The organism is Nocardioides sp., assembly GCF_025965415.1.
Taxonomy (GTDB): Bacteria; Actinomycetota; Actinomycetes; order Propionibacteriales; family Nocardioidaceae; genus Nocardioides.
Map to the genome: position 1 here is coordinate 1 of NZ_JAOPWY010000142.1, position 13,636 is coordinate 13,636.

Annotated in this window: 10 protein-coding genes and 2 tRNA genes; 8 read left to right on the forward strand and 4 right to left on the reverse strand. The window is 67.3% G+C overall.

The window, feature by feature from the left end:
* Positions 1-83 precede the first annotated feature (83 nt).
* The 8 genes from recF to JWN97_RS14685 all read left to right on the forward strand — a co-directional run bounded on the left by recF (position 84) and on the right by JWN97_RS14685 (position 8,216).
* Positions 84-1,400: a DNA replication/repair protein RecF gene (gene recF, locus JWN97_RS14650; RefSeq protein ID WP_297624005.1), complete on the forward strand. Its 1,317-nt coding sequence runs from the start codon at positions 84-86 to the stop codon at positions 1,398-1,400.
* The gene (locus tag JWN97_RS14655; protein WP_297624008.1) at positions 1,390-1,977 is read left to right on the forward strand and encodes a DciA family protein; all 588 of its coding nucleotides are present in this window, start codon (positions 1,390-1,392) and stop codon (positions 1,975-1,977) included. The genes recF and JWN97_RS14655 overlap by 11 nt, the downstream gene beginning before the upstream one ends.
* Positions 1,978-2,255: 278 nt before the next feature.
* Positions 2,256-4,445, forward strand: coding sequence for a DNA topoisomerase (ATP-hydrolyzing) subunit B (gene gyrB / locus JWN97_RS14660; RefSeq protein ID WP_297624010.1), 2,190 nt, complete (start codon positions 2,256-2,258; stop codon positions 4,443-4,445).
* A 60-nt stretch (positions 4,446-4,505) separates the two neighbouring features.
* Positions 4,506-7,223, forward strand: coding sequence for a DNA gyrase subunit A (gene gyrA, locus JWN97_RS14665; protein ID WP_297624013.1), 2,718 nt, complete (start codon positions 4,506-4,508; stop codon positions 7,221-7,223).
* Between the two features lie 3 nt (positions 7,224-7,226).
* Positions 7,227-7,772, forward strand: coding sequence for a DUF3566 domain-containing protein (locus JWN97_RS14670; protein WP_297624016.1), 546 nt, complete (start codon positions 7,227-7,229; stop codon positions 7,770-7,772).
* A gap of 72 nt (positions 7,773-7,844) precedes the next feature.
* Positions 7,845-7,918 (forward strand) — tRNA-Ile (locus tag JWN97_RS14675).
* Between the two features lie 45 nt (positions 7,919-7,963).
* Positions 7,964-8,089, forward strand: coding sequence for a DLW-39 family protein (locus tag JWN97_RS14680; RefSeq protein WP_297624019.1), 126 nt, complete (start codon positions 7,964-7,966; stop codon positions 8,087-8,089).
* A 51-nt stretch (positions 8,090-8,140) separates the two neighbouring features.
* Positions 8,141-8,216: transfer RNA gene (locus JWN97_RS14685), tRNA-Ala, on the forward strand.
* 562 nt (positions 8,217-8,778) lie between these two features.
* On the opposite strand, the gene JWN97_RS14690 is transcribed toward JWN97_RS14685, so the two are convergent.
* The 4 genes from JWN97_RS14690 to JWN97_RS14705 all read right to left on the reverse strand — a co-directional run bounded on the left by JWN97_RS14690 (position 8,779) and on the right by JWN97_RS14705 (position 13,230).
* Positions 8,779-9,897: a glycosyltransferase gene (locus tag JWN97_RS14690; RefSeq protein WP_297624022.1), complete on the reverse strand. Its 1,119-nt coding sequence runs from the start codon at positions 9,895-9,897 to the stop codon at positions 8,779-8,781.
* A gap of 17 nt (positions 9,898-9,914) precedes the next feature.
* Positions 9,915-11,273: an oligosaccharide flippase family protein gene (locus tag JWN97_RS14695; RefSeq protein WP_297624025.1), complete on the reverse strand. Its 1,359-nt coding sequence runs from the start codon at positions 11,271-11,273 to the stop codon at positions 9,915-9,917.
* A gap of 83 nt (positions 11,274-11,356) precedes the next feature.
* A complete protein-coding gene (locus tag JWN97_RS14700; RefSeq protein WP_297624028.1) occupies positions 11,357-12,325 on the reverse strand; it encodes a hypothetical protein in 969 nt (322 codons plus the stop codon).
* On the reverse strand, positions 12,322-13,230 hold the full coding sequence (locus tag JWN97_RS14705; RefSeq protein WP_297624032.1) for a hypothetical protein: 909 nt from the start codon (positions 13,228-13,230) through the stop codon (positions 12,322-12,324). Before JWN97_RS14705 ends, JWN97_RS14700 begins: the two co-directional genes overlap by 4 nt.
* Positions 13,231-13,636: the final 406 nt, after the last annotated feature.

A 13,636-nucleotide genomic window follows, 5' to 3' on the forward strand; every position in this document is an offset into this window, starting at 1 on the left:
GCGCTGCCCTGACGGGGATCGTCCAGGCCCGGCGCAGGACCCTGCACGGGGGCCGTCCCAGCGCGTCACCGAATTCCTGAGCCGTGTACGTCCGGCACCTGCAGGTGGGTCAGTTCCGCAGCTGGGAGTCCGCCGACCTGGCCCTGACGCCGGGCCCGACCGTGCTGGTCGGGCGCAACGGCCAGGGGAAGACCAACCTGGTCGAGGCGGTGGGCTACCTGGCCACGCTGGGCAGCCACCGCGTCTCGGCCGATGCCCCGCTCGTCCGGCACGGCGCCGACCAGGCGGTGGTGCGGGCCGCGCTGCGCCGCGGGGACCGGGAGCTCCTGGTCGAGGCGATCGACTACCTCTCCCGGCTCTCCTCGCACCGGGTCGCCAGCGACGCGCCGCTGGTCAAGGCCGGCGCCGACCAGGCCGTCGTCCGCGCCTCGGTCGTGAAGGAGGGGCGTACGGCGATGCTGGAGGTCGAGCTCAACCCCGGACGTGCCAACCGCGCCCGCATCAACCGGTCGCCGCTGCCGCGCCCGCGCGAGATCATCGGCCTCGTGCGGACGGTGGTCTTCGCCCCCGACGACCTCACCCTGGTCAAGGGTGATCCCTCGGACCGCCGCAAGTTCCTCGACGACCTGCTGGTGCTGCGCGCGCCGCGCCTGGCCGGCGTGCGGTCGGACTACGACCGGATCCTGCGCCAGCGCAACAGCCTGCTCAAGACGGCCGGCGTCGCGCGCGGGTCCTCGCGCGACGCGGCCATGTCCACCCTCGAGATCTGGGACGACAACCTCGCCCGCGTCGGCGCCGAGCTCCTCGGCGCGCGGCTGCAGCTGGTCGAGGACCTGCGCCCCTACGTCGGCAAGGCCTACGAGGCGGTCGCGCGCGGGGCCAGCCGCGACGATGCCGACCTCGACTACAAGGCGAGCATCGACCTCGGGGACGACCTCGGTCCGCCGCTGGTCGAGCAGGGCGAGGGACGAGCCCGTGTCGAGACCAAGGCACCGCTCGAGGCCGCACTGCTCGGCGCGATCGCCGACAGGCGCAAGGACGAGCTCGACCGCGGCATCTCGCTCGTCGGGCCGCACCGCGACGAGCTGCTCCTCACGCTCGGCGACGGCGAGCTCCGGCTGCCGGTCAAGGGCTACGCCTCCCACGGGGAGTCGTGGTCGTTCGCGCTCGCGCTGCGCCTGGCGTCGTACGACCTGCTGCGCGCGGACGGCGACGACCCGATCCTCGTGCTCGACGACGTCTTCGCCGAGCTCGACGCCGAGCGGCGCGGCCAGCTGGCCGAGCTGGTGGCCGGCGCGGAGCAGGTGCTGGTGACGGCGGCCGTCGCCGCCGACGTGCCGACCTCGCTGCAGGGCGTGCGGTTCATCGTGGCGGACGGGCAGGTCACGCGTGACGACTGACGACCGGCCCGGTGACCGCGCGGACGACCACACCAGCGACCACACGGGCGACGAGGTGACGCCCGAGGCCGCGGCGGCTCCCGATCACCAGGCCGACGGCCTGGACCTCGCGCGCTCGGCGGCCCGCGCCGCCGCGGCGACGCCGGGCGCACCGGTGCGGAAGCGTCCGACGTTCAGGCGGCGCACCTTCACGAAGTCCTCGGGCGCGCGGCCCGACGACCGCGACCCGCAGATGCTCGACCAGGCGATGGGCCGGCTCATCGCCAGCCACGGCTGGGAGCTCGACCTCAAGGTCCAGGGCGTCTTCGGCCGGTGGGCGGAGCTGGTGGGGTCCGAGATCGGCGACCACTGCACGCCCGAGTCGTTCGCCGACGGACGCCTGGTCGTGCGCACCGACTCCACCGCGTGGGCCACCCAGCTCAAGCTCCTCACGCCCACCGTCGTACGCCGCCTCAACGAGGAGCTCGGCGACGGCACGGTCACCGTGATCGAGGTGCTGGGCCCGCACCTGCCGCACTGGACCAAGGGCAGGTTGTCGAGCCGCGACGGGCGGGGTCCGCGCGACACCTACGGATGACCGGGCCGACTCTCACCGGAGCCCGGATCTGGCGATCTGACGGCCCCGCGACGGTAGGGGGCCCCACCGACCCCCCTGAACGGGGCTGTGAACCGGCCTCATGTGGCCCCTGAGGGCACCGTTTTCCACTGAACACCCCATCGCCGGGGGCGATCCTTCGTTTGACGGCTCCTGACCGGTAGTATGGGCAGTCGAGTCGCACGCTTCGTTGCCACCGCAACAGCCGCGACTCGACTCATGTCGAACGCCACTGCTGGCGACGAGAAGAAGGCTGTGCCTTGAGCGAAGAGAACGTCGAGACCCCCACCGCTTCGACCCCCGACTCGCCCCCTTCCTCCGACGCCACACCGGCCGACCCCCCCGCCGAGGCGGCCGCCCCTGCCGAGGCCGCTGCCCCGAAGCGCTCGACCAACGCGGTTGACGAGGACTTCGAGTACGACGCCTCCGCGATCACGGTGCTCGAGGGCCTCGAGGCGGTGCGCAAGCGCCCGGGCATGTACATCGGCTCGACCGGTGAGCGCGGCCTGCACCACCTGATCTGGGAGATCGTGGACAACGGCGTCGACGAGGCGCTGGCCGGCATCTGCGACCGCATCGTGCTGACGCTGCAGGCCGACGGCGGCGTGCGCGTCGAGGACAACGGTCGCGGCATCCCGACCGACACCGCACCCGGCCAGGAGATGCCCGCGCTCACGATGGCGCTGACGATGCTCCACGCCGGCGGTAAGTTCGGGGGTGGCGGCTACAAGGTCTCCGGTGGTCTGCACGGTGTCGGCGTCTCGGTCGTCAACGCGCTCTCCAGCCGCCTGATCGCCGAGGTCAAGAACCGCGGCCACCTGTGGCGCCAGTCCTTCCGGCTCGGTGTCCCCGACGCCGACCTCGAGCAGATCCGCCCGATGGAGCCCGGCGAGCGCACCGGCACCACGGTGACCTGGTACGCCTCGGAGGACATCTTCGAGTCGACCCACTACAACCTCGAGACCATCACCTCGCGGCTGCGCGAGATGGCGTTCCTCAACAAGGGCGTCGAGTTCGTCGTACGCGACGAGCGGGCCGACGCCGAGTCGCGTGTCGACGCGGCCCACGACGACACCATCGACAACGAGGTCGACAACGTCGGGCACGACGCGATCAAGCGCGCCGAGGCCGGCGGGCTGGAGCAGGTCTTCAAGTACGACCGCGGCCTCGTCGACTACGTCGAGCACCTCAACCGCCGCAAGACCGTGGCCAACGCGACCGTCATCTCCTTCGAGGCCGAGACCGCCGAGGGCGCCTCGGGCCAGCACATGAGCCTCGAGGTCGCGATGCAGTGGAACACCTCCTACACCGAGTCGGTCCACACCTTCGCCAACAACATCAACACCCACGAGGGCGGCACCCACGAGGAGGGCTTCCGCGCATCGCTCACCTCCCTGGTCAACAACTGGGGCGAGGAGTGGGGGCTGATCAAGAAGAAGGAGGACCGGGTCTCGGGCGACGACATCCGCGAGGGCCTCACCGCGATCATCTCGATCAAGCTCGGCGAGCCGCAGTTCGAGGGCCAGACCAAGACCAAGCTCGGCAACACCGAGGCCAAGGGCTTCACCCAGCGGATCATGAACGACCAGCTCGGCGCCTGGTTCGAGCAGAACCCGGCCGAGGGCAAGGAGATCGTGCGCAAGTCGCAGGCCGCGGCCAACGCGCGCATCGCGGCCCGCAAGGCCCGGGAGCTGGCGCGCAACCGCAAGGGCCTGCTCGGCGGCGGGGGTCTCCCCGGCAAGCTCAGCGACTGCCAGTCGACCAACCCCGCCGAGTGCGAGGTCTTCGTCGTCGAGGGCGACTCCGCCGGCGGCTCCGCGCGCCAGGGTCGCGACCCCCGCATCCAGGCGATCCTCCCGATCCGCGGCAAGATCCTCAACGTCGAGAAGGCCCGCCTCGACAAGGTGCTCGCCAACACCGAGGTCCAGGCGATCATCTCGGCGCTCGGCACCGGCATCCACGAGGAGTTCAGCCTCGAGAAGCTGCGCTACCACAAGGTCGTGATGATGGCCGACGCCGACGTCGACGGCCACCACATCAACACCCTCCTGCTCACGCTGCTGTTCCGCTTCATGAAGCCGCTCATCGAGCACGGCTACGTCTACATGGCCCAGCCCCCGCTCTACCGCCTGCGCTGGAACAAGCCGGCCGACCACGAGTTCGTCTACTCCGACGCCGAGCGTGACGCGTTGATGGCCGACGGCCTGGCCCAGGGCAAGAAGCTCCCCAAGGAGAACCCGGTCCAGCGCTACAAGGGCCTCGGTGAGATGAACGCCGATGAGCTGTGGGAGACCACGATGGACCCCGACGCGCGCCTGATGAAGCAGGTCACGCTCGACGACGCCGCGCAGGCCGACGAGATCTTCTCGGTCCTCATGGGCGAGGACGTCGAGCAGCGCAGGTCCTTCATCCAGCGCAACGCCAAGGACGTTCGATTCCTCGATATCTAGGTCGCTAGCCGTATCTACGACCAGCCCTAGACATCGATAGAACGCAGGAGAGAGACCCAGATGACTGAGATCCCCACCGACACCACCGGCGCCGGCGGCCACGGCTTCGGCGACGAGCGCATCCAGCCGATCGAGCTGCAGACGCTCATGCAGCAGTCCTACATCGACTACGCGATGACCGTCATCGTCGGGCGCGCGCTGCCCGACGTGCGCGACGGCCTCAAGCCGGTGCACCGCCGCATCCTCTACGCGATGTACGACGGCGGCTACCGCCCCGACCGCGGGTTCTCCAAGTGCTCGCGCGTCGTCGGTGACGTGATGGGTCAGTACCACCCCCACGGCGACTCCGCGATCTACGACACCATGGTCCGCCTCGCGCAGCCGTGGGTGCTGCGCGCGCCGCTGATCAACGGCCAGGGCAACTTCGGCTCGCCGGGCAACGACTCTGCCGCCGCCATGCGGTACACCGAGTGCCGGATGGCGCCGCTGGCGATGGAGATGGTGCGCGACATCGACGAGGACACCGTCGACTTCCGCCCCAACTACGACGGTCGCTCGCAGGAGCCGACCATCCTGCCCTCGCGCTTCCCCAACCTGCTGGTCAACGGCTCGGCCGGCATCGCGGTCGGCATGGCGACCAACATCCCGCCGCACAACCTGCGCGAGGTGTCCGAGGCCGCGACCTGGGCGCTCGAGCACCCCGACGCCACCAAGGAAGAGCTCCAGGACGCCATCGTCGAGCGGATCAAGGGCCCGGACTTCCCCAACGGCGCGCTGATCGTGGGCCGCCAGGGCATCGAGCAGGCCTACCGCACCGGCCGCGGGTCGATCTCGCAGCGCGCCGTCGTCGAGATCGACGAGGACGCCAAGGGCCGCACGATGCTGGTTATCAGCGAGCTCCCCTACATGGTCAACCCCGACAACCTGGCGCTCAAGATCGCCGAGCTCGCCGACTCCGGGCGGATCCAGGGCATCTCCGACGTCCGCGACGACACCAGCTCGCGCACCGGCCAGCGCCTGGTCATCGTGCTCAAGCGCGACGCGGTCGCCCGGGTCGTGCTCAACAACCTCTTCAAGCACACCGAGCTCCAGACCAACTTCTCCGCCAACATGCTGGCGCTGGTCGACGGCGTGCCGCGCACGCTCCCGATCGACCAGTTCATCTCCAACTGGGTCACCCACCAGATCGAGGTCATCCAGCGCCGGACGCGCTTCCGCCTCGCCGAGGCCGAGCGCCAGGCCCACATCTACCGCGGTCTCGCCAAGGCGCTCGACGCCCTCGACGAGGTCATCGCGCTGATCCGGCGCAGCCCCGACGTAGAGGAGGCGCGCACCGGCCTCATCCAGCTCCTCGACATCGACGAGGTCCAGGCCAACGCGATCCTCGAGATGCAGCTGCGTCGCCTGGCCGCCCTCGAGCGCCAGAAGATCATGGACCGCCTGGCCGACCTCGAGCGGGTCATCGCCGACCTCGAGGACATCCTGGCCAACGAGCCCCGCCAGCGGCAGATCGTGTCGGACGAGCTCAAGGAGATCACCGACAAGTACGGCAACGACCGTCGTACGCAGATCATCGCGGCCGACGGCGACCTCTCGATGGAGGACCTGATCCCCGACGAGGACCTCGTCGTCTCGATCACCCGCGGCGGCTACGCCAAGCGCACCCGGGCAGACCAGTACCGGCTGCAGAAGCGCGGCGGCAAGGGCGTGCGCGGCGCGACCCTGCGCGGCGACGACGTGGTCCAGCACTTCATCGCGACCACCAACCACCACTGGCTGCTGTTCTTCACCACGGCCGGCCGGGTCTACCGCACCAAGGCCTACAACCTGCCCGAGGCCGCGCGCGACGCCAAGGGCGGCCACGTCGCCGGCCTGCTGAGCTTCCAGCCCGACGAGGACATCGCCCAGGTGCTGGCGATCCGCGACTACGAGCAGGCCCCCTACCTCGTGCTCGCCACCCGCACCGGCCTGGTCAAGAAGACCAAGCTGGGCGACTACAACAGCCCGCGCCAGGCCGGCGTCATCGCGATCAACTTCCGTGAGGACGACGACGAGCTGATCGGCGCCGAGCTGGTCAACGGCGACGACGACATCCTGCTCGTGTCCCGCAAGGGCCAGTCGATCCGCTTCAAGGCCGACGACGAGCAGCTGCGCCCGATGGGTCGCGCCACCGGTGGTGTGCGCGGGATGAAGTTCCGCGACGGCGACTCGCTGCTGTCGATGTCGGTCATCCGCGCCGCGCAGGTCGCGGCGGAGGAGGCCGTCGAGGGTGACGCCGCCGAGTCCGACGAGGTCACCGAGCAGTACGTCTTCACCATCACCGACGGCGGCTTCGCCAAGCGCAGCCGGATCAGCGACTACCGGCTCCAGTCCCGTGGCGGCATCGGCATCAAGGCGATGTCGCTGGCCAACGAGGACCGCGGCGGCCTGGTCGGCGCGTTCATCGTGGAGGAGGAGGACGAGGTCCTCTCCATCACCAGTGGTGGTCAGGTCGTGCGCAGCCCCATCGACGCCAACTTCCGACCCACCGGCCGCTCGACCATGGGCGTGAAGTTCGTGACGCCCAAGCCCGGCGACACGGTGGCCGTGGTGGCCCGCTCGGTCGAGGCCAAGGTGGTCGAGGACGCGGGCCAGGTCGAGGGTGACGGTGAGGCGGAGGCGCCCGCTGGCGAATCGCCCGATGTGGCCGTCGATGCAACAATCGAAGGCCAGGACGCCGCTGGAGCTCCTGCCCCAGTGACCGATGATCTGGGCCCCGACGCTGACACCGAGGAGTGATCCATGTCGGACCGCACCGCGACTCCCCGTCGTACGCCCGGGGGTGAGCCTCCCCGCAGGTCGCTGGCCGAGCGGCTGCAGGACACCATGTCCAACGCCGCCGAGGAGCACCGCGCCAACGCGGCGACGTCCTCCTCGCGCGGTCGCCGGTCCCGCCCGGCCGGCCGCGGCGCCCCGCGTCGGGCTCGGCTGCGGCTGACCCGGATCGACCCCTGGTCGGTCATGAAGACGGCGTTCCTGCTGTCGGTCGCCTTCGGCGTCGTCACCTTCGTCGCCATCTTCATGGTGTGGTCGGTGCTCGGCGCGGCCGGTGTCTGGGACTCGATCAACTCCGCGGTGGCGAGCATCGTCGAGGGCGACAGTGGCAACTCGACCTTCGACGTGACCGACTACGTCGGCATGTCGCGGGTGCTCGGCTTCACGCTGCTGGTGTCGGTGCTCGACGTGGTCCTGCTGACCGCGATCGCCACCCTGACGGCCTTCCTCTACAACCTCGCGGCCGCCCTGCTCGGCGGCATCGAGGTCACCCTCGCCGAGGACGAGAAGTGAGCCGACCCCTCGATTGGCACCGCCTGACCACGGTCAGGTAATCTTCGGCGTCGCCGCTGATGCGGCGGTTGCGGGCCTATAGCTCAGACGGTTAGAGCGCTTCCCTGATAAGGAAGAGGTCGGAGGTTCAAGTCCTCCTAGGCCCACTCCATCTGCCCGGTCCCCGGGCATCGCGACCCGAGGAGAGTCCCGTGAAGAAGCTTCTGCTGGTCCTGCTCGCCGCCGCCGGCGCCGCGTTCGCGAAGAAGAAGATGGACGAGGGCAAGAACGAGCAGGCCCTCTGGGCCGAGGCCACCGACACGGTCGGCAAGTCCTGACGCTCGCACCACTTCGAGGCGGCGCTCCGCGCGTCACCTGCTCCACCATCCGGGGCCTTGGCGCAATTGGTAGCGCACCTGCTTTGCAAGCAGGGGGTTGCGAGTTCGAGTCTCGTAGGCTCCACCAGAGAAACTGCAGGTCATCCTGCGGTTTCTGTCATTTCGAGGTGGCTGGCGGTGAGGCTCAGCGGGGGGCTATGCCAGATATATGCCAGATTGACGCCGGACTTGTCGCGCAGACGGTTGCCACGGCGCGCATGCGGCGCGAGCCGCGCGGTCGCAGATCATCCGAGCCGGCTCGCACCACATCCCCTCAGCCGAATCAGCGTGGACGAGTTCGCCCAACAGCTGAAGTGGGCTTCGGCGTAGGTCACGGCGTCGTCCGCCGCGGAGGCGATCGACCTGATCCGGTCCGCGGTCGAGCTGCTGCGTGTATTTCAACAGTCTCAGAGCCGCTCGCAGACGACCCACTTCGGTTTGCCCGGCGAGCTGCAGGATGCCGCGGTGGACTATTTGGTCTTGGGTGACATGTCCGGTGCCGGCTGGACCTTCCAAGGCCATCACCAGGGCCGGACCTTCTGGAGCAGGTGACCTCGGCGGCCTTCGCTTTTGCTCGAAGGCCGCCGTAGCGATTTCAGGACCTGCTCGATCAGTCGACCGATCGTCCCGGATGGCTCGTTCGCGCTAAGTCAACGGTGGTTCGACCCGCCGCACAGGCCGGTGAAGTCCGTGCGATGTTGGACTAGGGACAGGATCTGCCTAGCGCGGGCTTCCCAGGACCACTGTTCGGCGTCGTAGGTCCTATGACCCGCATTCAGTGCATCGCGAAGTGCGAGTGCGCAGGACTCCACGTTGCCCACCTCGTATAGGAAGACCTCTGCCCCGAGAGGAGAGTTCGAGACTCCGTCCACGTCCGATCCGACGATGGAGAGACCCGCAGCGGCGTACTCGTACAGCTTGAGGGGAGACCTGCCCATAGCCGCCCTACCCATGGGGATGACGCCCACGACTGCCGATTGCACGTACTGCTGCGAAACGCTCGATGGGAGCCATCCGGTGAACCGGACGATGTCGGCCAAGCCATGGTCGCTCGCGACGCGTCGCAACTCGAGCGCTCCATTCCCGTCGCCGACCACATCCAGGGTCGCGGCGACGCCGTGGACCGAGCGGAGTCGCTCGACTGCCATGAGCAGTGTCGCAAGGTCGTACCAAGGGGTCAGCGCCCCGCTGTAGACGATCTTCAGGGGGTCACGCGACCCTTGGACGTTGACAACATCCGAGCCATTCGGGACTGGGTGACACCTTGCGCTGGGTTGGCGCCTAAGCACGTACTCGACGAGCCCGGGGCTCACCGCAATCGTTACGTCCGCGCACTTGATCTGCCAACGGAAGAGACGGTCGACCAGCCGGGCAAGAGCCGGTGAACCGAAGTTGGCAGCGACTTCTTCGCGAACCGGACCATTGACCTCGAGGACGACCACTTTGGCGATCCGCCTCGCGAGGAAAGTCCCTACGCCGAAGAGGGAGTGTCGCGACATCCACACGTCAACCCGGGTCCCCGAGATGAGCCACCACACCATCAGGGCGATTCGCGAGACCTCATAGGTCAAGTGTCGGGTCGCCCGGTCGCCGGGGGAGGGCAAGCGGGTCTGGCGAGAGACGCCGGCAGGAACGTTTACGGCTGTGCTCGAGGGAAGCAGGACGCGAGTGTCCACTCCGAGATCCGCGAGCGCCGCCGCTATTCCTTCGAAATGTCGTGGGCCGCCTCCAACGCCAGGAAACAACGGTGCTTCGTAAACCAGTTTCACAGTAAGCCTCCGTCAACTCACGGCACACGCACACGGCGCGACCTTCTGCTTGTTTCGAACAGATCGATTACCGCGAGGATCACCACGGCCGCGACCCACACCAGATAAACGCGGACGCCGAGGAACGGACCCCCAAGCAGGACCGAGCTCGCCAACACGCCTACGAGCGCCGCCTGCAGGTACAAGCGACGCCGCGGCACAGACATCCACACGCGTGCACTCAGCTCAGTCCTCACAACAAAAAGGGTTCCGTAGGCGGCCATCATCGAGAGCAAGGCGCCTCTAGCCCCGAGGGCGGCAGCAAGCGGCACGACGGTGATCACCCCGACAGCAGCAGCCGCTGAGGATGCCAAGGCCAACAAGGAGGTTCGCTTGCGTATCTGGATGCCGACCGCTGTCACCTCTGACACCGCATACCAGAGGGCAGGAGCCATTGCGGCGGGGATCATGTACTCGACACTCGCGTACTGGCTTGGCAGCAACCAGTGCACAGCCCATGACCCGCTTCCGAGAACCAAGAAGAGCCACACAGCGCCGGCCGAGACCATCCTCTGTACTTTCGGTAACTGCTCCCGCGCCTCAATGTCGTTCCAACGAAATACGATGGGAGTCCAGACGCTCGCCAGCACCACCTGCAGGAGTGACGCGGGCAAGGCAAAGCTCAGCGCGAGTGCGTAGAGCGCAACCTCTTGAATTGAGGCAAGCGCTCGAAGACCGACCGCCCCCGTTGAGGCCGCCACCCAGAAGGCGAGAGCGGAGGCGGTAAGAGGGACGCCGTAACGAAGCATCTGCCGTGTATCGGCCTCTCCCGTTCGTTCGGCATGGAGCACCGCGCGCGAGAACAGGCGTGACGACCAAACCGCGAGGGCGGCGGCTAGTCCGGCGGCGTAGACCCAGACGATGATTTCGAAATGGACCCCCGCGCCAAGCACGGAAGCAAGGAGGACGGCACATATGAGGATGACCTTCGGTACGACCTGATTGACCAGAAGCGCACCTGGGGACTCCGCCATCCGAATCTCAACTGCCGCGAATCGATAGATGACGTTTAGTACTATTGCGGCTGCCAGCCCGACGCCTACCGATGCGGCCCGCAGGTCGAAGGCTTGTTCGGCGAACCAACTAGGAGCGACCAGAATTGCCCCGGCGAAAATGCCGGACACGGTAACGGGTAACAGCATTGCAGCAGTAAGCAACCGTCCTCGTCTGCGAGCGTCGTGGTGAAAGCGGATGTAGGCCTGGTCCAAACCTAGGCACGAGACGACAACGCCGAGCCCGACGTAGACCATCAGCAGGTTGAACCGGCCGACGTCCTCCGCGGTGGCGGTCCAGGCGAGTACCGGGGTCGTCGCCGCACCAACGACGGCCGAGGCCACCGCGGCCATTCCCATGCGTCCCGCGGGTGTCGATGCTCGCGCGGCGACCTGCGCCAACATCCGTCGAACTGCCACGGCGAGTTCTACGCCATCTCTCTCAGCACATTGGCGAGCCGAGCGAACCGAGTCTCGGGGTCGAACTCTTGCCTTGCCCAGTTGCTCGCGTTCACGTTCGGGTAGAGCTCTCCCTTGCTGTGTGCCCGATGAAGGTCATCCAGCGCAGCAAGGACCGAAGTCAGCTCGCGGTCGACAAGCTTGGCGTATGGGAGCGATTCGGTGTAGAGCAGCGGGCGGCCGTACAGCAGAGCTTCAGCCGCGGTCGCGCCGACCGAGTCATGTTCAGGGAGGCGAAGCACACAGCTCGAATGCGAGTAGAGGGGGGCGGGGTCGCTCACCCAGCCGACGAACTGGACGTTTGTGGGCGCGTCACCCGCCCACGTGCCGTCGCCACCCATCACCACGAAGTCGATGTCAGGACGCGCGCGGGCGAGCTCGAGGATCACGTCACCGCCGTAGAACCGGCTCCGGAAGTCCGGGATATACGTGAGGGCGGTGAAACGGGACGGCATGTCGGGCAATCGGCCGACGGGCATTGACACGAAGGACGGGAAGTCAACCAGCCTGGCGTCCACGCCGACCGCCGCAAGCTCGGACTTGAGGCGCGACGACCCGGCCAAGTGCCAATGAGTACGCCTCATCGCGCGGGTCCGCTGCGAAGCGGCACCGCCTTCGACCTCGGCAACGAGCCGTTGGACATCGGTGCCGATCCAGTACATGACGCGCAGGCTCCCCCTCGACAGGACTCCCAGCAAGGCATCGAACAGGCGCCCACGGGTGGTCTTGGCGCCGGGGCGGAACCCCACTCTGATGACGACATCGGAACCCATCAACGAACGCAATGAGGTCAGCCGCAGGAGGTTCCAAGGAGGCTCGGCGGATACCACGTGGGCGTCCAATCCTTGGGCGACCGTACCGTTCGCCAACTGCTGCGCCCAGCGTGCTTGGCCGACGAAAGCCAAGCGGACGCGCTCACCTTTCAGACGGCGGCTCATGTGGGGCCAACCTTGTTGTGCGACACCTCAGAGACTTCTGACCGCACCGCCTCGGGGTTGCCTGTCCGGACCTTGAGGGCGTCGATCACAAGTGCGCACCAGACCAATCCCATAGCAGCCAGGTTCTCGAACGCTGTGGCTGTGAACGACATGGTCGCTACGGCCAGCGCGAATGCGACGAACGGTCGGCGACGGTGCTTCGGGAGCACAATGAGAGGAGAGATAAGCAGAAGCAGGTACGCCAGCAGGAGCGGCAGCGAACCCTGCAAGAACATCGCGAGATATTGACTGTCGATGGAGCGTCCAAGCGTCACCTGCGGCGGGCCCCACGTTCCCATCCAATAGTCCGCGGAGAGCGTGCTAGCAAAGTTCCATGCCTCGACCCTCCCGGCCAAGTTTTCGTCCACACCTCGTCCAGTAACTGCGAGCCAACCGCTGCGCATCCTCTCCAAAGCGTTCACGGCGACGAACGATTGCAGCACTCCGAACCAACTCAGCACGGCCAGAGGCACCGCGGCGGCGATGATTAGTGCCACCATTCTGAAGATGGCGTCCAACCCCTTACCGGTGACGGCCACGGCGATGACTGACGCGATGAGCGCCACCATGGCGGTGCGGGACTCACTCGCGTAGACCCCTGCCAGAGCCAGGGCGATCGAGAACGCGCGGATGCGCCCTTTGAGATAGAAGACGCTGAATACGACGGCGAGCACTGACCACAAGCCAAAGCTATTGGGGTTGATCAGCATCCCGGTGCTCCGCTGACTGACGATGTACGACTCTGCGTACGCTGCTTGGCTGCTCAGATCCCACGCAGTGATCCACTCCGAAATCGCATCCGGGAGCAGTGACAGCCGTCCGAGTAGTTGTACCGCCCCGTAGGAGCCGTGGATCCAGATGGACACCGTCACACCTCGGGCCCACGTCCGAGGATCTCCGGCCACTCGTCCGACCATGAAGATTGACCACGGGACCGCAACCATTGCGATCGAGTAGAGGCTTCGGACGCCGTGTGTGCCGGCAGTGACACCCATGATCGGGAGGAGCAGCAGCAGGAGAAACAACGGCCCTGCCGATGCCCAATACATCCGAGCGGGGACAATCTTCCCTCTACCGGTGGGCGTGCAACACCAAATGGCCACACCCAAGAGAATCAGTGTCGGTTCAAGGATTGCGAGCGTCCCTCTCCCGCCCGTGGACAAGGACACAGTGACTCGCGCGCCGAACACCAGCCACGTGGTCAATAGAGCGATGGCCAACGTCCGTACGACGACCGAATCCCCTCTCCGCCGTGACAAGACTGCTGAGTCG